General features: G+C 66.0%; 20 protein-coding genes. 14 read left to right on the top strand and 6 right to left on the bottom strand.

From position 1 onward, the window contains the following. Window positions 1-26: 26 nt before the first annotated feature. Complete coding sequence (nadE, locus tag ARTH_RS02520; RefSeq protein WP_011690362.1) at window positions 27-848, top strand: ammonia-dependent NAD(+) synthetase; 822 nt, start codon at window positions 27-29, stop codon at window positions 846-848. A 173-nt stretch (window positions 849-1,021) separates the two neighbouring features. Here nadE and ARTH_RS02515 read toward each other — a convergent pair whose 3' ends face one another. Further along, the gene (locus ARTH_RS02515; protein WP_011690361.1) at window positions 1,022-1,978 is read right to left on the bottom strand and encodes a plastocyanin/azurin family copper-binding protein; all 957 of its coding nucleotides are present in this window, start codon (window positions 1,976-1,978) and stop codon (window positions 1,022-1,024) included. Between the two features lie 445 nt (window positions 1,979-2,423). Then, on the bottom strand, window positions 2,424-3,209 hold the full coding sequence (locus ARTH_RS02510; protein WP_043429310.1) for an IclR family transcriptional regulator: 786 nt from the start codon (window positions 3,207-3,209) through the stop codon (window positions 2,424-2,426). Window positions 3,210-3,408: 199 nt separating this feature from the next. Here ARTH_RS02510 and ARTH_RS02505 point away from each other — a divergent pair, with 199 nt between their 5' ends. Genes ARTH_RS02505 through ARTH_RS02495 form a run of 3 tightly spaced genes read left to right on the top strand, consistent with a single transcriptional unit; the run spans window position 3,409 to window position 6,067 of the window. Further along, window positions 3,409-4,149 (top strand): CoA transferase subunit A, encoded by a 741-nt coding sequence (locus ARTH_RS02505; RefSeq protein WP_011690359.1) that lies wholly within the window; start codon window positions 3,409-3,411, stop codon window positions 4,147-4,149. 32 nt (window positions 4,150-4,181) lie between these two features. Then, window positions 4,182-4,886 carry a CoA transferase subunit B gene (locus ARTH_RS02500; protein WP_011690358.1) on the top strand — a complete coding sequence of 235 codons (705 nt, stop codon included), beginning with the start codon at window positions 4,182-4,184 and terminating at the stop codon, window positions 4,884-4,886. After that, complete coding sequence (locus tag ARTH_RS02495; protein WP_011690357.1) at window positions 4,883-6,067, top strand: acetyl-CoA acetyltransferase; 1,185 nt, start codon at window positions 4,883-4,885, stop codon at window positions 6,065-6,067. The genes ARTH_RS02500 and ARTH_RS02495 overlap by 4 nt, the downstream gene beginning before the upstream one ends. A 21-nt stretch (window positions 6,068-6,088) precedes the next feature. Here the strand turns inward: ARTH_RS02495 and ARTH_RS02490 are convergent, their stop codons facing one another. Both ARTH_RS02490 and ARTH_RS02485 read right to left on the bottom strand, forming a co-directional pair. Then, window positions 6,089-6,619, bottom strand: a complete 531-nt coding sequence (locus ARTH_RS02490) for an ankyrin repeat domain-containing protein (protein ID WP_011690356.1) — start codon at window positions 6,617-6,619, stop codon at window positions 6,089-6,091. Between the two features lie 218 nt (window positions 6,620-6,837). After that, window positions 6,838-7,437, bottom strand: a complete 600-nt coding sequence (locus ARTH_RS02485) for a GlcG/HbpS family heme-binding protein (protein WP_083812652.1) — start codon at window positions 7,435-7,437, stop codon at window positions 6,838-6,840. Between the two features lie 213 nt (window positions 7,438-7,650). Between ARTH_RS02485 and ARTH_RS02480 the strand changes: the two genes are divergently transcribed. Both ARTH_RS02480 and ARTH_RS02475 read left to right on the top strand, forming a co-directional pair. Next, complete coding sequence (locus ARTH_RS02480; protein ID WP_011690354.1) at window positions 7,651-8,871, top strand: sensor histidine kinase; 1,221 nt, start codon at window positions 7,651-7,653, stop codon at window positions 8,869-8,871. Further along, window positions 8,868-9,494: a response regulator gene (locus ARTH_RS02475; protein WP_011690353.1), complete on the top strand. Its 627-nt coding sequence runs from the start codon at window positions 8,868-8,870 to the stop codon at window positions 9,492-9,494. Before ARTH_RS02480 ends, ARTH_RS02475 begins: the two co-directional genes overlap by 4 nt. On the opposite strand, the gene ARTH_RS02470 is transcribed toward ARTH_RS02475, so the two are convergent. Beyond that, on the bottom strand, window positions 9,491-10,312 hold the full coding sequence (locus ARTH_RS02470) for an IclR family transcriptional regulator (RefSeq protein WP_011690352.1): 822 nt from the start codon (window positions 10,310-10,312) through the stop codon (window positions 9,491-9,493). The two genes, ARTH_RS02475 and ARTH_RS02470, sit on opposite strands and share 4 nt — an antisense overlap. A 27-nt stretch (window positions 10,313-10,339) precedes the next feature. Beyond that, window positions 10,340-11,176, bottom strand: coding sequence for an NAD-dependent epimerase/dehydratase family protein (locus ARTH_RS02465; protein ID WP_011690351.1), 837 nt, complete (start codon window positions 11,174-11,176; stop codon window positions 10,340-10,342). Window positions 11,177-11,280: 104 nt separating this feature from the next. Between ARTH_RS02465 and ARTH_RS02460 the strand changes: the two genes are divergently transcribed. From ARTH_RS02460 to ARTH_RS02425, 8 genes are all read left to right on the top strand, one after another. Beyond that, complete coding sequence (locus ARTH_RS02460) at window positions 11,281-12,612, top strand: sugar ABC transporter substrate-binding protein (RefSeq protein WP_011690350.1); 1,332 nt, start codon at window positions 11,281-11,283, stop codon at window positions 12,610-12,612. After that, complete coding sequence (locus ARTH_RS02455; protein ID WP_011690349.1) at window positions 12,609-13,559, top strand: carbohydrate ABC transporter permease; 951 nt, start codon at window positions 12,609-12,611, stop codon at window positions 13,557-13,559. The genes ARTH_RS02460 and ARTH_RS02455 overlap by 4 nt, the downstream gene beginning before the upstream one ends. Then, complete coding sequence (locus tag ARTH_RS02450) at window positions 13,556-14,464, top strand: carbohydrate ABC transporter permease (RefSeq protein WP_011690348.1); 909 nt, start codon at window positions 13,556-13,558, stop codon at window positions 14,462-14,464. Before ARTH_RS02455 ends, ARTH_RS02450 begins: the two co-directional genes overlap by 4 nt. A gap of 50 nt (window positions 14,465-14,514) precedes the next feature. Then, the gene (locus tag ARTH_RS02445) at window positions 14,515-15,804 is read left to right on the top strand and encodes a glucarate dehydratase family protein (RefSeq protein ID WP_011690347.1); all 1,290 of its coding nucleotides are present in this window, start codon (window positions 14,515-14,517) and stop codon (window positions 15,802-15,804) included. Beyond that, window positions 15,801-17,027 (top strand): hypothetical protein, encoded by a 1,227-nt coding sequence (locus ARTH_RS02440; protein WP_011690346.1) that lies wholly within the window; start codon window positions 15,801-15,803, stop codon window positions 17,025-17,027. The genes ARTH_RS02445 and ARTH_RS02440 overlap by 4 nt, the downstream gene beginning before the upstream one ends. Window positions 17,028-17,089: 62 nt before the next feature. Then, a complete protein-coding gene (locus ARTH_RS02435; protein ID WP_011690345.1) occupies window positions 17,090-18,145 on the top strand; it encodes a zinc-dependent alcohol dehydrogenase family protein in 1,056 nt (351 codons plus the stop codon). Between the two features lie 96 nt (window positions 18,146-18,241). After that, on the top strand, window positions 18,242-19,393 hold the full coding sequence (locus ARTH_RS02430) for a GGDEF domain-containing protein (RefSeq protein WP_011690344.1): 1,152 nt from the start codon (window positions 18,242-18,244) through the stop codon (window positions 19,391-19,393). A 108-nt stretch (window positions 19,394-19,501) separates the two neighbouring features. Further along, on the top strand, window positions 19,502-19,819 hold the full coding sequence (locus tag ARTH_RS02425; protein ID WP_011690343.1) for a hypothetical protein: 318 nt from the start codon (window positions 19,502-19,504) through the stop codon (window positions 19,817-19,819). Window positions 19,820-19,823 lie beyond the last annotated feature (4 nt).

Below are 19,823 nucleotides of genomic sequence, written 5' to 3'. Positions count from 1 at the left end.
TGACACTGCTGACTAGTCTGGATCACATGCGCGAACTCCAGGCCAGGATCATTGAAGAAATGGGCGTCCAGCCCCGGATCGACCCCGCCGGGGAGGTGCGCAAACGCGTCACGTTCCTGAAGGAATACCTCAAGGCGACGCACACCAAGGGATTCGTCCTGGGCATCTCCGGAGGCCTTGATTCCTCGCTCGCGGGCCGGCTCGCCCAGCTTGCCGTCGAAGAGCTTGCGGCGGAAGGCACGGAAGCCAATTTTGTGGCGGTCCGCCTGCCCTACGGCGTGCAGCACGATGAGGACGACGCCCAGGCAGCGCTGGACTTCATCCAGGCCAAGACCGAGTGGACGTTCAACATCTCCGCCGCGGTTGACGGTTTCGAGGAAGAATTCGAGAAGACCGTGGGCAACGGCATCTCCGATTTCCACAAGGGCAACACCAAGGCCCGCACCCGCATGATCGCGCAGTACGCCCTCGCGGGCGAGCACAACTACTTGGTCATCGGCACGGACCACGGCGCTGAATCCGTCACCGGCTTCTTCACGAAATACGGCGACGGCGGCGCGGACATCCTGCCGCTGTTCGGGCTGAACAAACGCCAGAACAGGGCACTCCTCGCGGAACTCGGCGCCCCGGCACGGATCTGGGAGAAGGTCCCCACTGCCGACCTCCTTGACGGCAAGCCCGGCCGCACGGACGAGGAAGAACTGGGCCTGAGCTACGACCAGATCGACGACTACCTCGAAGGCCGCGACGTCCCGGACGCCGTCGCCGAATCGATTGAGCAGAAATACCTTCGCACCCGCCACAAGCGCACCGTCCCGGTGACCATCTTCGACACGTGGTGGAGGTAGCCTGACCCTGGGATCCACCGGGTCAGGCTCTGATCCAAAACGGGGCACTTTGGTCGCCGGTTGGACCGTTGCGGCCCGAAATAACGGCGTGTCCGTGTCAAAGTGCCCCGCGGCGGCCGGTCCTGACTACCTCCCGGCCGCCGGATTCATTCACTGGAGTCCGCAGGTTCCGGTCAGTCCCGGACTTCCACGGTGCCCTTCATCCCCATGAAGTCGTGGAGGGCACAGATGTAATCGAACTCCCCGGCCTTGTTGAACTTCACGGTGAAGGTGCTCTTCGGCAGCATCAGGCCGGAACTGAGGTCACCGCCGGTGAAGTCGGCAGGATCGCCCACGGCTGCCAACTCGTCCGCCGGCTCCTCGCCGAAGGTGACGGTGTGCGGGGCTCCCATGCCGTCATTCACGAAGGTCACTTCGTCGCCAACATGGACCACGATGTGCGAGCGGACGAACCGCATCAGCATGGCCGTTTCGTTGTCGGTCCCTGCGATGACGGTATGGTTATCGGCTTTGGCCCGAGCCGCGTCCCATTGCTCGTAGCCGTCCCGCAGGATCTTCCGCTCCTGTTTGTTCGACTGACGGTCGTACTGCGACTGGGTGTAGGGGTACTCAGTGCCGGCATCCCGCACGTGAACGGTCCCCTTCATGGCCATGCCATGAACCAGGCAGTAGTACGTGAACTCGCCCGTGTCCGGGAATTTCAGCGTGTAGCGTCCCACTTCATTGAAGCCGCTGTCTGACACGTTCGTCATGACACCTGAGTTGTAGTACGACTTTCCGTCGTAGGACTTGCCGCCCTGCGCTTCAACGTACTGCGGATTGCCCGGGTTGAACGGCTGCGTGGACTCCAGCGACTGGCCTTCGGCAAGGAACGTCACGGTATGGATTTCTGCCGCGTTCGCTTTCCAGGTGATCTTGTCGCCGGCATTGATGTAGATATTTTCCGGGAGGAAGGACATCCCCTGGATCGCCTGGTCCGATGACTCGGAACCGACCTGGACAGTCCAGGTCCTGGGTGACTTCCCGCCGTCCGCGGCGGCGGTGCCACTAAGTGCCACCGGCATCAGCAGCGAGATTAACGCCGCCAGGAGCGCGCGCACCAGTCGGCGGCTTTCTTTCTGGAGAGCCATAAGACTCATTCCTTCTGTGTGTTTTCCCTGTGTTGTTGTTGACGGCCGGGAGGCCGGTCTGACGGTTCCGGCATCGCGAATCACGACGTCGGCCCGGCAGACGCCAGCCACGTTTCTCCTCCCCGGGGCTACCCAGGCTTAGGCGGGAAAGAAGTCAGCATGATCCGACGCGCCCGTTATGAGGCGTGGCGCGCCTACGGTGAACGTGAAATGTATTACCAGCTCGCAGCTACCGCGCTGCCCCCTCGCACGGTGCGGTGCCACGACAAATGGTCCATGCACTGTCCTCCGTTCATCGGAGGGATAACGATTACGGATCCGTTGGACGGTGAGCGCCCGGATGATGCAACCGACGTTGTGCGGCCGGGGCCGATCGGTTGGACACTGCCGATACAGTCCAATCGTGCTCTGGGACAACGGATTTGTCGATACTCACTGCTCAACGTCAGGCGCCGCCCGGCGACCGTGTGAGCAGCGTCGAGATCCGGTGCGCCTCTTCCATCAGGAGGCGGCCAAGCGTCTCCTGCCGCTCCCCCTTGAAACGCGGCTCAATCCCGGTCAGCGACAACGCCCAGGCGGGGCGCCCGCGCTGGTCGAATACCGCTGCGCCCATCCCCCAGCTGCCCTCCAGCACGAGCCCCGGATTCACCGAGTATCCGGCCTGCCGCGTCGCGGCCAGGCTCTCCCGGACCAGTGCCTCGGTGTGGCCTGCCGCAAAACTGCCCGCATGATCGGGCCAGTCCGCCAGCAGCTCCTCCTGCTCCGTCTCGGGCAGGAACGCCATGATCGCGGTTCCGGCAGAGGCAACCCCCAGCGGGAAGCGGACCCCCTCGTGCAGGACGAAGGACCGCACCGGGAAGCTGCCTTCCTCCCGGAGCAGGCACACCGTTTCGGCGCCGCGGCGGATGGAGAAGAACGCGCTTTCGCCGGTCTCCTCGGCGAGCCGGCGGAGGCTGGGACGGGCGATGTCCTCGAGCGGGAAGCGGGCTGAGGCCACGGAGCCCATCAGCAGGATCTCCGGACCCAGGACCCAGTTCCCGCTTTGCGGATCCTGGTCCAGCAGCCCCTCCGAGGCCAGTGAGGAAAGCAGCCGGTGCACGGTGGGGCGGGTGAGCCCGGATTCCCTGACGAGTTCCACGAGCGGGGACCCTTCCGGTTTCCGTCCGACAATGCGCAGCAGGGACGCGACGCGGCTGACGACTTGTGCGCCCTGGACCGGTAATGAAGCCATCTTTTTCCTCGGACTTTGCGTTAGATCCTCCAACTCATCCATATTATGGACACTCGCCATCCTATCGTCCACACTGTAAAAACGCCGCTTTTCGCGCCAAAATCGTCCGTTGACAGTGCCCATTTCGGCACCGTAGGCTCCAACACCAGAGGAGCAGTCCACAAAGTGGATTGCGTCAAGAGCTCAATGAGGAGATGCGATGTCAAAGCTGAAATCCGGAGCGGCCGCCGCGCTGCAGGACGTACTGCGGGACGGCATGACGCTCGCCGTCGGAGGCTTTGGCCTCAGCGGCATCCCGGCTGACCTGATCGAGGCGGTCCGCGACTCCGGCGTCAAGGACCTCACCGTGGTGTCCAACAACATGGGCGTGGACGGCAAGGGCCTGGGCATCCTGATCGAAGCCGGACAGGTCCGCAAAGTCATCGCCTCCTACGTAGGCGAGAACAAGCTCTTTGCCGAGCAGTACCTTGCCGGCAATCTGGAGGTGGAGTTCACTCCGCAGGGCACCCTCGCCGAGCGCCTCCGTGCCGGCGGCGCCGGCATTCCGGCGTTCTACACCAAGACGGGTGTCGGGACCCTTGTTGCCGAAGGTAAGCCGCTGGCCGAGTTCGACGGGGAGACGTACGTCCAGGAGCGCGCCATCAAGGCCGACGTCGCCCTGGTGCACGCGCACACCGCCGATACGGACGGCAACCTGATCTACCGTTACACCGCCCGGAACTTCAACCCGGTGGTGGCCACGGCCGGGGTCATCACGGTGGCCGAAGCCGAAGTGATCGTGGAGCCCGGCCAGCTGGATCCGAACCACATCGTCACCCCGGGCGTGTTCGTCCAGCGCCTGGTGCGGGCCAGCGGCAGGGTCAAGGACATCGAGCAGCGCACGGTCCGCCCCCGCACCGAAGCCGCCGTAACCTCCGATGCCGTATCCGTTCCGGCCTGAGCGCCGCCCCTACTTTCTTCAGGAGAATCATCATGGCTTGGACCCGGAATGAAATGGCTGCGATCGCGGCCGAAGAACTGAACGACGGCGACTACGTCAACCTCGGCATTGGCATCCCCACGCTGGTGGCCAACAACCTGCCCGATGGCGTCCGCGTGGTCCTGCAGAGCGAGAACGGCCTGCTCGGCATGGGCCCCTTCCCCTACGAGGGAGAGGAAGACGCCGACCTCATCAACGCCGGCAAGCAGACCGTCACGGTCCTCCCCGGCGGCAGCATCTTCGACTCCGCCGCTTCGTTCGGCATGATCCGCGGCGGGCACGTCAAGGTCGCCATCCTGGGCGCCATGCAGGTCTCCGGCAGCGGCGACCTCGCCAACTGGACCATCCCCGGCAAGATGGTCAAGGGCATGGGCGGCGCCATGGACCTCGTCGCCGGCACCCCGCGCGTTGTGGTGCTGACCGAGCACAACGCCAAAGACGGCACGGCCAAGATCGTGAAGGAATGCACCCTGCCGCTCACCGGGCTGAGCTGCGTGGACCGGATCATCAGCGATCTCGCCGTTTTTGATCTTGAAAAGACGGACGACGGCGGCCGGCGGCTCACGCTGACCCGTCTCGCCCCCGGCGTCACCGCCGAGGAGATCCGCGGGAAGACCGAAGCCGACTTCGATGTCGCCCCCTCCCTCGACGCAACCACGACCATTGAAGCCAGCACCCTTGAAGGAGCCACAGCATGAGCCTGCGCGAACAGTTCGGTAAAGATGTCCTGCTCACCGGCTGGGGCCACAGCCGCTTCGGCAAACTCACGGACGACACCCTGGAGTCCCTGATCGTCCAGGTCGCCACGGAGGCGATCGGCAACGCCGGGATCGACCCGGGCCAGATCGATGAGATCTACCTGGGCCAGTTCAACTCCGGCATGATGCCGCTGGCGTTCCCGTCCTCGCTGGCCCTGCAGGTCTCGGAGCAGCTGGCCAACGTCCCCTCCACCCGGGTGGAAAACGCCTGCGCATCCGGCTCGGCTGCGTTCCAGCAGGGCACCAAGTCGCTGCTGGCCGGTACCGCGAAGACGGTCCTCGTGATCGGCGCCGAAAAGATGACCCACGCAGGTGCGGACGTCGTCGGGGCGGCCCTGCTGGGTGCCGACTACGACATGGCCGGCAAGGCCTCCACCACAGGCTTCACCGGCCTGTTCGCCGAGGTCGCCAAGCACTACGAGAAGCGCTACGGACCGGTGTCCGATGTCCTGGGCACCATCGCGGCAAAGAACCACCGCAACGGCGTCGACAACCCCTACGCCCAGCTCCGCAAGGACCTCGGCGAGGAGTTCTGCCGCACCGTTTCGGACAAGAACCCGATGGTGGCGGACCCGCTGCGCCGCACCGACTGCTCCCCCGTGTCCGACGGCGCCGCCGCGGTCGTGCTGTCTGTCTCGCCTACCGGCGGGGCCACCGCCCCGGTACGGCTCGCCGGCATCGGCCACGCGAACGATTTCTTCCCGGCCGAAAGGCGGGACCCCACCGCCTTCGCCGCAACCCGCGTCTCCTGGCAGCGCGCGCTGGGGATGGCCGGCGTCGGGCTGGAGGACCTGGACTTCGCCGAAGTGCATGACTGCTTCACCATCGCCGAACTGCTCATGTATGAGGCCATGGGACTGACCGAACCCGGCCAAGGTGCCCGCGCCGTCGAGGAAGGCTGGGTCTTCAAGGACGGCAAGCTGCCCATCAACGTGTCCGGCGGGCTCAAGGCCAAGGGCCACCCCGTGGGTGCCACCGGCGTCTCGCAGCACGTCATCGCAGCCATGCAGCTCACCGGCACCGCGGGCGGCATGCAGCTCGCCAACCCCCGCCGCGCCGCCGTGCAGAACATGGGCGGGGTGGGCATCGCCAACTACGTGAGCGTCCTCGAGGCGGTCTAGCCCCACCCAAGCAGGCAGGGGCTAGCGCGCCCGGATCAGGGCCGCGATTTCGGCAAATCCCAGCCGCTCCGCGTTGTCCAGGGCGGAGCGGCCTAGGGGATCCCGGATCCCGGGGTCGGCGCCGGCGTCGAGGAGCTGCCGCACCACCTCCTGCTGCCTTGGCCCGCCGCTGTTGAGCAGGATGGCCTCCTGCATGGCGGTCCATCCCAGGCTGTTGACGTGGTTCACGGGCACGCCGGCTGCGATGAGGATCCGCACGGTGTCCACATGCCCGTGTTCGCTGGCGGGGATCAGCGCAGTTCCGCCAAAGCGGTTGGTGCTCCGGACATCCGCACCCGCAACCAGGGTCAGCTGCAGGATCTCGTTGAACCCCTCGGCCCCGGCATATAGGAACGCCGAGTCCTGGATGGCGTCCTTGGCGTTGACGTTGCCCCCGGCCCGGATCAGCTCCGCCACCGTCGCAGCATCGTTGGCCTTAGCGGCCCGAATCAGCCGCTGGTCGAGCTCCGCCTGCGCCTCAGCTGACAACGCAGGACGTGTCGCTGCCGGCACGGCAGGCGGCCCCGAAGTTGCCGATGGCGCGTCTGACGGCGCCTCGGGGGCGGAGGAGGTCACAGGAGCGGACGACGGCGGTGTCTCCTGCCGTCCCGGATCTCCGGGGCCCGCCTGGCAGGACGCAAGGCAGGCAGCAACGCCGGCGGAGGCGATGACAACCGCCGATACCTGCCGCGCCCTACGCCAAGTCCTGAACCGCCTCATCAGCCCAAAGCCTACTTTGCAGTTCCGGCAGCAATGGCCTCGGCGCCGGCTGCTGCGCAGGCCTCGTCCAGGGCGCCGTCCGGGGCGCCGCCCACGCCGATGCCCGCCACGGAAACACCGTTGACCTTGAGCGGGACTCCGCCGGCCAGGAAGAGCGTGCCGGGGAGGTCCGCGATGCTGGGCCCGTTGCCGTTGATGCGCTTGGCGAGCTCGCTGGTGGGCGTGCCGAAGGCCGCGGCGGTGTAGGCCTTCTGCTGCGCCGCTTCAATGGTGTGCTCGGCGGCGTTGTCGCCGCGGAGGAGTGCCTGCATGGTTCCGAACCTGTCCACCAGGGCGATGGTGACGAACGGCAACTTGTCCGCCTGGCACTTGGCGAGGGCAGCCTTGACCGCGTCCGCGGAGGCACCGACGCTGATCCGGTTCTGGGCCACCACGGTTTCCGGTGCCGGCTGGACGTCGGCTGCGGGAACAGCGGCAGGAGCAGCTGCGGGAGCCGCTGCCGGCGCAGACGCGGGAGCTGAGGTCCCGGCGTTGGCTGCGGCGGTGAGCCCGCCGGTCAGGAGCAGCGCTCCGGCGGCAGCGGTGGCGGCGATCTTCTTGGACATCTTCACGGGTTCTCCTTGGAATGGGATTCTTGCGCTTGCCCGGGTTCATGCCGCGGGCCTGGAATCCATCCTTTCCGCCCGGACGCGGAAAGGCATCGGGCGTTAGTCTGCTCCGGCCTACCCCATCAGGCTCGCCTTATCAGCCAAAAGGCTGAGAGACCGGCAACGGCGCGCGCCCTAGCATTGTGGGTAGCACTCCTCCACCGGAACCGGACCCCCATGCCCTCCTCACCACCACCCCTCCCGGCTGCGCCGGTCCCCTCGCCGGCCCCCGGGCCGCTCCCCCGCCACGGCGCCCCCGGAAGGGGTCCGCTGGGCCGCATTGACGCCGTCGTCCATCTTGGGTTTGCCGTGTTGCTGGTGGCGTCGGCTGTCCGGTACGTGATGCGGCACAGCCCCGCGGACAACCTGTGGGTGCTGGCCCTGGCCGTGGCCGTGTGTTCGCTCTACGCCGTGATCGCCGTGCTCTCGCAGCGCAGGCGGCCGTGGGCGGTGTGGATGTTCGTCCTTGTGGCGCTCTGGGCTGTACTGGTGATCGCGGCGCCCAGCTTTGCATGGTGCTCGTTCGCGCTGTTCTTCCTGTGCCGGACCGCCTTCAGCGGCTGGGTGGCATATTTGGCGGGCGGCGCGACGGCGGCGGCCACCGCCGTCGGGCTGTTCCGGCTGAGCGGCGGCAGCGATATTGCCATGCTTCTGGGACCCTTGGCGGTGGGCGTTATGTTGACGCTGATTTACGACCGGATTGAGCAGGATGCTGCGGAGCAGCGCCACCTGCACGCCGAAGTGTCGCTCGCGCAGGGGCGGCTGGCGGCCAGCGAGCGCCGCGCCGGCACCATTGAGGAGCGCGAGCGGGTGTCCCGGGAAATCCACGACACCGTAACCCAGGGCCTGGCCAGCAGCCTCCTCCTGCTGGAAGCCGCGAACCGGTCCTGGCCCGCCGAGGCCGCGCGGGAGGACGTGCTCACCGCCAGCGGGATGCTGCGCCGCAACCTTGCGGACACCCGCAGCCTGGTCCACGAACTCGCCTCCCCCGGGCTGGACACGGCGCCCTTGCCGGAGGCCCTGCTGCAGGCAGCGTCCCAGTATGTTCCGGGCGTGCGCCTGCTGGTCACCGGCGAGCCGCGCCCCGTCCCGGCCGATGTCCGGCATGCGCTGCTGCGCGTCGTCCAGAGCGCCGCCGCGAACACCAAGCTGCATGCGGGGGCGGCGAACGCCACAGTGACGCTGGGCTTCCTTCCGGGCGCCGTCACCCTGGATGTGTACGACGACGGCGCCGGTTTCGACCCGCATTCGCTGGCACCGCCGTCGGACGCCGGAGGCTACGGGCTCCGGGCCATGCGCCAGCGGGTGGAACAGCTGGGCGGCGTATTCTCGGTGGAAAGCACCCCCGGCGAAGGGACGATCGTGGCCGCGCAACTGCCCACCGGGGAGGAAAAGTGAACCCGATTACCGTGCTGCTGGTGGACGACCATCTGGTGGTCCGCAGCGGGCTCAAGGCGCTGCTGGGAACGCAGCCGGACATTGAGGTGGTGGCGGAGGCGGCATCCGGGGAGGAGGCACTGGCCCTGACGGAACAGCTCAGCCCCGCGGTGGTGATGATGGACCTCGCCATGGGGCCGGGGATGGACGGCATCGAGGCCATCAAACAGCTGCGCCGCCGCAACGCCCGGCAGGCCGTTCTGGTTTTCACCACCTACGATTCGGACGCGGACATTGTCCGGGCCGTCGACGCGGGAGCCATGGGCTACCTGCTCAAGGACGCGGCGCCGGACGAGATTTTCGCCGCGGTCCGCGGCGCCGTGCAGGGCAGGAGCGTGATGAGTGCACCAGTGGCCTCGCGGCTCTTCCAGCAGCTGCGGAACCCGGACGAGATCCTGACGCCACGGGAAGCGGAGCTGCTCAGCCTCCTGACCGAAGGCCTCAGCAACCGGGAGCTCGGCCAGCGGCTGTTCATCTCCGAGGCCACCGTCAAGACCCACCTGGCGCACATCTACGCCAAACTCGGAGTAGAAACCAGGGCCGCCGCGATCGCCACGGCGATCCGGCGCGAGGGGATGCGCTAGCGGATTCCGGCCGCCCGGAGCGTCGCCGCCAGTTCGGCCGCGGCACCCCTCAGAGTGTCGACGACGTCGCTGAGCACCTGCCCGGTTGCCAGCTCCGTGGGAATCGAGCAGCTAATCGCATCCGTTCCGGGGATCCGGTACGGAACCACGATTCCAACACAGCAGAGTCCCACCGTATTTTGCTCGCGTTCGAGTGAATAGCCCGCCTTGCGGAAGCCTGCGAGCTCCGTTTGGAGCGCCGCGAAATCAGGCACCGAGTTCGGGGTGAGCAGAGGGTAGGGTCCCTCACCGAGCCTGTCCCGCACTTCAGCGTCAGTCAATTCGGCCAGGATGGCCTTGCCCAGGGCCGTCACGTGTGCGGGCAGCTTGCGTCCCACACGGGACGAAAGGCGCCGGCGGTCCACGGCTTGCCGTGTGGCCAGGTATATGACGTCCGAACGGTCCAGCCGCGCATAGTGCGTTGTGAACGTGGTGGCGTTCCGAACCTTTTCGAGTACGCCGGAGACGTGTTCCATGACCGGGTCCCTGTCCAGGTACGCCGTGCCGCACAGCAGGGCGTGCGTGCCGATCCGGTACCCGCCTTCGGGACTCTGCTCGATCCAGTTCAGCTCAAGCAAGGTCAGCAGGAGCCAGTGCAGGCTCGACCTCGGATAGCCGGTCTGCTTGTAGATCTCGGCTGTTGTCAGCGGCTTCGGTGCCGCCGCGAGCATCTCCAAAATGGCGATGGTTCTTTCGGCCGATTTGACCAGCTTCACGTCCCCTGCCGCCCCGGCTGGCATGGCTGGCGCGGCATGTGCCGGATTCATCACTGCGTTCATCTCCCCCACTCCGCTAACCTGGACCGTTCACTTCAGCTCAAGCTCAGGATAATTGTCCACACCGAGACGGTGGCTTGAACTGGCCCAGAAGCCGCCCAGCAAGCCGTCCCAGTCTGCTGGAACTGGATCCGCAGGGACCTGGTCAGCGTAGTCTTCCGCATCGTCCAAAGGCTCGAAGCCTATGCGCTTTCCCGCAGACAGGTCCGCCCAGCCCCTCGTGTTGTTTGAAACCGCCCAGACCACATGGTGCCCCGGCGCCCCTTTTTCACTGAGGGTGGCCTCCACGAGGCGGAAGGAGTCGCCGGGCGAAAGCCACGAGGACAGGCTCCTGGTGTTGCCCGGCCGCTCACCCCCGGTTCCGATCCGCGCGCTGACCACTTTCATGCCGAACTTGTCCGCATAGAGGCCCCCCAACGCTTCCATGGCCGCCTTGCTAACGCCGTAATACGTGTCCGGCCGCGGCGGCAGCGCATGGTCCCGTGCGGCCTCCGCCGTCGGAGTGAACCCGACGGCGTGGGTCGAACTTGCGAGCAGGACCCTGCTGACGCCGTTGCTTCGCGCAGCTTCCAGTGTCACCTGGGTCCCGGTGATGTTCGTCCGGACAATATCGTCCCAAGGCTTTTCCCGGTGGATTCCGCCCAGATGGATTACGGCGTCCACGTCCGCCAGTGCCTCTGTCATGAACGCAATGTCATCCACGGAACCGACCAGCACGGATTCGCTGGGGGCCGGGCTGGCGGGCTCGGCAATGTCGATCAGCCGCACCGCGTATCCGGCTTCCCTCAGGTGCGGGCGCAGCAGGGTGGCCATCATTCCGGCGCCACCGGTCACGGCAACGGTGATCGGCTCCGACTCTGCTGACATTTCTTCCTCCCGATATTGACACCCTGTGATCCCGATCATACTCTCATGAAGTACGTTTCACATAGTAACAGTCATTTACATATGTAAAAAGGGAGAGAATCAAAGTGGATTCCAAGATCAGGTTCCGAGCACGGGTTGCCGTGGCCCTGTCCATCGCTTCAGCGGCTGCATTGACCGGCTGCGGGAGCGGGCCGTCCGCCCCGGCCGCCACGGACGACGGCCAGCCCATTGAAGTGTGGGCACGCGCTGGCACCGACGCCGCCACCACCTACGCCGCCATGTTCAAGGAATTCACGGCGAAGACGGGTGTGAAGGTCAATTTCCAGGGGGTTCCGGACCTGGACCAGCAACTGCAGACCCGCGCGGCATCCAAGAAGCTCCCGGACATCGTCATCAACGACTCCGCCGCGCTGGGCAACTACACGGCGCAGGGCTACCTCCAAAAGATCGACAGGTCCTCAGTGACCGGTAGCGACCGGATTGCCGATTCCCTGTGGAAGGAGACTGAAGGCCTGGACGGAGCAAGCTACGGAGTTCCGTTCTCCCGCCAGACCATGGTCACCATGATCCGCAAGGACTGGCGCGAAAAGCTGGGACTTCCCGTCCCCAAGACGCTTGAGGACCTGGCGAAGCTCGCCACGGCCTTCGCCACCCAGGATCCGGACGGCAACGGCCAGGCAGACACATACGGCATGGTCGTTCCCGGCTCCACCGAACGCGGATACCTGGGCTGGTGGGCTTCCTCGTACATCTGGCAGGACGGCGGCAGCTACCTGAAGGATGAGGGCAACGGAAAGTACTCGTCCAACGCCTCCTCCCCGGAAACCCAGGCAGGTGTCAGCTGGGTCAAGCAGCAGTTCTGCACTCCGGGAAACACGCAGCCCGGTGCCCTGACCGCAGCCACCAGCGTGGCCTCCCCGTTCTTCCAGACCGGCAAGGCCGGCATCATCCTCACCGGCCCCTACAACTTCTCATCGTTCGACAAGACTCCCGGCAAGGACGTCTACGAGGTCATCGAAGCGCCCAAGGGCTCCAAGGACAACACCGTGCTGGCCGAGGGCGAGAACATCTATGTCACGGCAAGCAACGCCAAGAAGGACCAGACCAAGCAGGTCATCGACTACCTGGTTTCCCAGGACGGCCAGAAGGCCGGCATGACGGCCGGCAAGCAGCCGATCGTCCGCGTACCGGTGAATTCCGACGTCGATGCTGCCGCCGTCTACAATGATCCGCGCTGGTCAGTGGTCCAGGAGGCACTGAAGTCGTCGTCCAAGGCCTTCCCGTCCGCCATCAACTTCGTCCCGTTCCGCCAGGCCGCGGCTGAAGCGCTGAACAAGATCGTGGCCGATTGCCCTGCAGACAACGTGGCCTCCGGTTTGCAGGCCCTGGACACCGCGATCAATGACGAACTGAACAGCCAGAACGCCAAGTCATGACAGCAACTCCAACGAAAACCCCGGTTTCGCGGCCGGCGCCTCCAGCCCACAAGGCGGCGGGAGGCACACGGAAACGCAGGGGCAGCAAACAGTCGCTCGCAGTCTGGCTATTCCTGCTCCCGGCGGCACTGCTTGGCCTGTATTTCAAGTTCATCCCGATGTTCGAGGGCGTCCGGCTGAGCCTCTTCAAGGTTCAGCCGTTCCTCGGGGACATCTTCGTGGGCTTCGAGAACTATGCCAAGGTACTTGGCGACCAGCGTTTCATGGAGGCCCTGGGCCACACCATATTCCTCGGCGTCACCCAGACCCTGGGCGCATTGCTGGTGGGGTTCGTCCTGGCACTGCTTCTGGAGGGCCAGGCGCGTTCGCTCTGGTTCCTCCGGACGGCCATCTTCCTTCCCGTCGTCACCGCCCTGGCCGTGGTGGGCGAAATCTGGCGGATCTTGTACTTTCCCACGGCCGACGGCCCGCTGAACTCCATCCTCGGCTGGCTGGGCCTGGGCCCGCTGCAGTTCCTCAACGGCACGGACACGGCACTGTGGTCCATCGCGGTGGTGGGAATCTGGAGCGGCGCGCCGTACAACATGGTGATCATCCTGGCAGGGCTGACCGGGGTGGACCGATCACTCTACGAATCAGCAGGCGTTGACGGAGCCACTGTCTGGCAGAGGCTGCGTTACATCACCCTGCCTGCTCTGCGCCCCTCGCTGGTCATCGTCCTTACCCTGGCCGCGATCCGGAGCCTGCGCAGCTTCACCGAAGTGTATGTGCTCACCGGCGGCGGCCCTGCCGGCTCCACCGAAGTCTGGATGACCCGGATGTACTCGCTCGGATTCCAGCGAAACGACATCGGCGTCGCATCAGCCGCCGCCGTGCTTCTGCTGGTTGTCACTTTGCTGCTGACAGTCGGAACCCAGTACCTTGCCAAACGGAAGGCCGATCGATGACCCTGGCCCGCACAACGGCTGCTCCCCGGCGCCGTCCCTCCCCGTCAGCCCGGTTTGATACGGCACTTGGCTGGTCGCCGCAGTTCGGCGCCAACATGGCCCTGCGGATCACCCTCTGCGTCCTGGTGTTCTGCATCTTCGCCCTGCCGTTCGTGGCGATCATCTCGGCGGCGTTCGACCGGAACTCCAGCCCCACGGAAATTTCACTGCTGCCGAAGACGTTCACTCTGCAGAACTTCGAGGTGGCACAGCAGCAGGGCCTCTGGGGCTACCTGCTGAACTCGCTGGTCATCGCGGGCGGCGGACTGCTGCTTCAGATGACGGTCTCGGTGTTCGCGGCCTACAGCCTGAGCCGGAAGAAATTCCGCGGCCAGGCCCTGGTCCTGCTGTTGGTTCTCATGACCATGATGCTGCCGGAAGAAGTGATCGGCATTCCGCTGTCCCTCGTCCTTGGCGACCTGCCGCTGCTCGGCATCAGCCTTAAGGGCAGCGTCCTGGCCGTCATCCTGCCGGTGGGCATCTGGGGATTCTCCATCTTCATCATGAGCGAGTTCATGAAGGAGATTCCCGGTGAAATCGAGGAGGCCGCCAGGCTGGACGGGGTGGGCGAATTCCGAATGCTTTTCACCATCATCCTGCCCCTCTGCAAACCCGCACTGGGCGTGATTGGAATCTTCGGCTTCATGATGGTGTGGGACCAGTACCTGCTCCCCCTGATCGCGGCCAACGATCCCAGCGACTACACGCTCACTGTGGCACTCTCCGTGCTCCGCAATGACACCACGGTTGGCCCCGGAGTCCTGGTTGCCGGCGCAGTGATGGCCATGATCCCCAGCTTGCTGGTGTATCTCTTCCTGCAACGTTCCATGATCCGCGGCATCACCTCCGGCGCCACAAAGGGATAGGTTCTGCCGGCACGGCAGCCCAGTCCCCTATCTTCCCCGAAAGAAGCTCAATGAACACCAGTACCACTTTCCAGGCCATCACCACTCCCACAGCCGCCGACCTCAAGATCACCGACGTCACCATCACCCCCATCGCCTTCTCCGATCCACCGCTGCTCAACGCCGTCGGGGTCCATGAACCGCTGGTCCACCGGGTGGTGATTGAGATTCGCACCGCCAACGGCCTGCTCGGGCTGGGCGAGTGCGCCGGCGGGCAAAGCCGGCTGGCAAACCTGGCCGTCGGGGCCCGGGCCATCAGGGGCGTGAGCGTCTTCGATACCACCCTGATGGAGCTGCTCATCAATGAAGCGCTCGCCGGCGAGCCCTCCGTATTTGAACGGGCCGCCGTGTTCTCAGCCTTCGAAGTGGCAGCGCTGGACATCCAGGGCCATGCGACGGGCAGGAGTGTCAGCGAACTTCTGGGCGGCACGGTCCGGGACGAGGTTCCGTTCAGCGCCTACCTTTTCTACAAGTGGGCGGAACATCCGGCCTTGGACGGAAAGCCCGCCATTTCCGATGAATGGGGTGAAGCCCTGGACCCGGAGGGCATAGTCCGGCAGGCCCGCAAGATGATCTCCGAGTACGGCTTCAAATCGATCAAGCTCAAGGGCGGCGTATTTCCGCCCGCCCAGGAAATCGAAGCAATCAAGGCGCTTCGCCAGGCCTTCCCCGGGCTGCCGCTGCGGCTCGACCCCAACACGGCGTGGACCGTGGAAACCTCTCGCTGGGTAGCCCAGGAAACGTCGGGGCTGCTTGAATACCTCGAGGACCCCACTCCGGGCCTTGAGGGCATGGCGGCGGTGGCCACGACTGCCGCCATGCCGCTGGCCACCAACATGTGCGTGGTGGCTTTTGACCACATCAAGCGCGGCGTTGAACTCGGCGCGGTGCAGGTCATCCTCGGTGACCACCATTATTGGGGAGGACTGCGGCACACCCGTGAACTCGGAGCGATCTGCCAGACGTTCGGGATCGGCCTGTCGATGCATTCCAACTCGCACCTGGGAATCAGTCTGGCAGCGATGGTGCACGTCGCCGCCTCGACCCCGGCGCTTACCTACGCCTGCGATACCCACTATCCGTGGAACGGCCACAACGACGTCGTGAAACCGGGCGCCCTGCGGTTTGTTGACGGCAGCGTCAAGGTTCCGGCCGGTCCCGGACTGGGCGTTCAGCTGGACCGGGAGAAGCTGGCCGAACTGCACCAGCAATACCTTGACGCCGGCATGACGGCGAGGGACGACACCGGCTACATGCAGAAGTTCGTCCCGGACTACACAGCGGACCTTCCGCGCTGGTGAATGACACGAGAGCCAGCGTCACCGGCTACCTCTACCCCTGGGACGTTTTGGGTGATTCCGGCGCCGCAGCGGATGTCGCGGCAGTGGGCGTGGACCGGGTTGCCCTAGCTGCTTCCTATCATTCGGTGCGGGCGGCAACCCCCCGCCACCCCCGACGGCGCGTTGTTGACGCCCGCACCGCGGCCCTGTACGTCCCGGTGACCGACGCCTGGGCGGGCCAGGACCTGATTCCCGCGGAGGGCACGGGCTGGACCGGAACCAGTGATGCCTTTGGCGAAGCTGCCCGGCAGCTGCGGTCCGCAGGTGTTCCGGTGGATGCCTGGACGGTCCTCACCCACTCCAGCTCCCTGGGCGCAAGGCATCCGCAGTTGTGCGTCCGCAACGCTTTTGGGGAAACCTACCTCCATGCCCTGTGTCCCTCGAACGAGGCGGTCCGCAAGTACGCACGAACGATTGTGGGCCAGGTGCTCCGGCACGGCAATCCGGACGGCCTGGTGCTTGAGGCCGCCGGGCCCCTCGGCTTCAGCCACCAGAACCAGCATGAAAAGACAGAGGGGGCGGACTACTCGCCGTGGGTCCAGGCCCTGCTTTCCCTTTGCTTCTGCGACGCATGCCGTAGCGGTTATGGACGCCGGGGCATGGATGCCGGCGTCCTGGCAGCGAAAGTCAGATCCGCGGTGCTGTCCGATTCCATGGAAGCCGGTGGGAATCACCGCCTGCAGTTGGGAGCGGGCTGTGATGCAGACGGGTTCGTCCCGCTCCTGGAGTGCCGGTGGGATGCCACTGCCACGCTCCTGGACGGTGTCCTGACGGAGGCTGCAGCATGGCCGGACGTCCGGCTTTCGATCCATGCCTCCCCGGACCCTTGGTCCTCCGGGCCGTTCGCGTCCCTGCGCGCGCTGGAGCGCAGCAAACTGTGGGAGAGCTTTCCGGGCGCGACGGCGGTGCTGCCCTGCTGGGGTGCCGCAACGGACAGCGCCGCGGCGCTGAGGTCCTTCCGGAGCGATGCGCCAGCGGCTGCAACCGGCGCCTACGTGCTCGCGCTGCCGCCGAAGTCCGCAGACAGCCGTGCCCTCTCGCAGGAATGGAAGGCACTACTGGACGAGGGCTGCACCGAGCTTCACCTTTATCACCTGGGGCTCGCCTCGACCAGGCGGAGGGAGGCAGTCGCAGGTGCCCTGGGGCTGCTCGGCGGCCGGGAGGGGACCGAGCCGAAGGAATGACCGGCCGCCCGGAGCCGGGTTTAGACTCAGTCCTAGCCCAGCACTCGTTCAAAGGAGCCCCCATGCGCGCCACCATCATCCACGGCCCTGGAGACATCCGGGTTGAAGACCGGGACTACCCCACCATCCAGCTGCCCACGGACGTGGTGGTCAAGGTGACTGCGTCCTGCGTCTGCGGCTCGGACCTGTGGCCGTACCGCGGCGTCAGGCCGACCCGCAGGCCCACAGCCATCGGCCACGAATTCGTCGGCGTGGTGGAGAGTACCGGCGAAGGGGTGACTGAGCTGGCGGTGGGTGATTTCGTCATCGCACCCTTCGTGGTCAGCTGCGGCGAGTGCCCGCAATGCCTCAACGGCGTCACCGTTGCCTGCGACCACCTGGCCGGCTGGGGAGGCCGGGACGACACCGGCCACAAGATCGACGGCGGCCAGGGGCAGGCCGTCCGTGTTCCTCTTGCCGAGAGCACCCTGGTCAAGGTGCCGGGCGTCACCGAACCGGATGCTGAACTGACGGCCAACCTGCTGACGCTGTCCGACGTCATGGCCACCGGCCACCACGCGGCGCTGTCCGCGAAGGTGGCGCCGGGCCGGACCGTCGTAGTGGTGGGCGACGGCGCCGTCGGGCTTTGCGGTGTCCTTGCGGCCAAGCGGCTCGGGGCCGAGCGCATCATTGCCATGTCCCGCCACGCGGACCGGCAGGCGCTGGCCCGGGAGTTCGGCGCCACGGACATCGTGGAGGAACGGGGCGACGACGGCGTGGCCAAGGTCCGTGCGTTGCTGGGAGGCGTGCTGGCCGATTCGGTGCTGGAATGCGTGGGCACCAAGGAATCCATGGAGCAGGCCCTGCATTGCGTCCGTCCGGGCGGGGCGCTTGGCTTCGTGGGCGTCCCCACCGGCGGGGGCGAGGTCCCGCTGCGCTACCTGTTCGACTCCAACGTTTCCATCGCCGGCGGCATGGCACCCGCCCGAACCTACATCCCCGAACTGCTGGCGGATGTGCTGGCCGGCAGCATCAACCCCGGGCGCGTGTTTGACTCCGTCATGCCGCTGGAGGAGGCGCCGCAAGCCTACAAGGCCATGGACGAACGCCGCGCCATCAAGGTGCTGCTCACGCCCTGACCCGCCAGGGGCTCGGAATGCGATACTAAGTCTGCGTAGGGACTCGGTCCGGGAACGGTCCGGGTCTTCGCATTGGTTGCGAACTGGGGGAACTGAATGCAACTTGACACCTTGACCCTCCGGGTTGCCTTCGCCATTGTTGCGTTCACGTTGGCGCTCCTGTTCTACTTCGCTGCGTACCGGAGCACGCGGTCCCCTTACAGCGCCTGGTGGTGCGTGGCGCTGACGCTATTCCTCGCCGGTTCAGCGGCCTACCTCTTCAACGGAACACCGCAGCAGGTGTGGGCCAATCCGCTGGGGAACTGCCTGCTGGTTGCCGGCGGAGCATGCGTCTGGGCCGGTGCCCGGTCCCTGCGGGCAGCACGGCCGCGTTCCTGGCAACTGGCGGCGGGTCCCGCCGTGGTGACGGTGTCATCAGCCCTGGAAAACCCGGGGGTTAACATCTGGGCCGGAGGCGCGGTCTTCCTTGCCCTGATGGGGCTGATGCTGGGCCTGGCGTCCCGCGAACTCTGGCGGTTGGAGCCCGGTTACTCCCGGGTCCGGATTCCGCTGGCCATCGCGGCGGCTTTCTTCGCCGCCTACTACTTCTGCCGGCTGGTCGTATATCTGGCTGAAGGCCCGGACGGCCGGATCTTCGTCACCTATTTCGGCTCCGCGGTGACCACCCTGGTGACCATGGTGCTGCTGGTGGTGGTGTCCTTCAGCATGGCGGCGCTCAGCAGCGAACAGCAGACACGCGCGCTCCGGGCGGTGGCCACCCAGGACGGCCTCACGGGGCTGCTCAACCGGGCGGCGTTCCTGGACCTCGCCTCCGAGGAGCTGCTGCGGCTGCGGCACACCCGTGCGCTCGGCACCCTGGTGCTGGCCGACCTGGACCACTTCAAGGCCGTCAACGACACCTACGGCCACGCGGCCGGCGACGCCGCGCTTCAGTCGTTCGCCTCCGCCTGCAACGAGACGGTCCGCTCAACCGACCTCGTGGGACGCTACGGCGGCGAGGAATTCATCTTCCTGCTGCCCGGTGTGAGCCCGGACCGGGCAGAGGCCATCACCGCGGAGATCAACAAGCAGCTCGAAGCGGTCCGGGGCCCGGACGGTTCCCGGATGCCCACGGTCAGTTACGGCATCGCCCCTATCGGCAAAGGAACGTCCGGCCTTGATGAGCTGATCGCAACGGCGGACGCGGCCTTGTACCGGGCCAAATCGCTCGGCCGCAACCGCACGGTCCGCGGGATCCATACTCCGTAGTCGGCGCAGGAACCGGACCGCAAAGTAGGGCATTTCTCCCCTTTGCGCTCCCCCGCCGCCGGGTCTAGCCTGATCCGCATCAGCATCCACCGCCGTCGAGGAGCCGTCATGGCCGGGTTTGTGCAGATCATCGAATTCCAGACCTCCCGCATCGAGGAGATAGAGCAGCTGGGCCGGCCGTCACGGACCGAGGGAGGCACTCCGCCCACGTTCCGCCGCATCGTGGCCACGGCCGACAGGGACCGCCCCGGGACCTACTTCACCATCGTCGACTTCGATTCCTATGAATCGGCGATGGAGAATTCCAACCGGCCGGAGACGTCGGAGTTCGCCGCGAAGATGGCGGCGCTGTGCGACGGACCGCTGATCTTCCGCAACCTGGATGTCATGTGGGAGGACAACGGAGAGGCCGCGGAAAACGGCTAGGAGC

Origin of the sequence: Arthrobacter sp. FB24 (genome assembly GCF_000196235.1) — a bacterium.
Lineage (GTDB): Bacteria > Actinomycetota > Actinomycetes > Actinomycetales > Micrococcaceae > Arthrobacter.
Note: the sequence above shows the minus strand (reverse complement) of the source record. Positions and strands in the feature narration are given on the sequence as shown.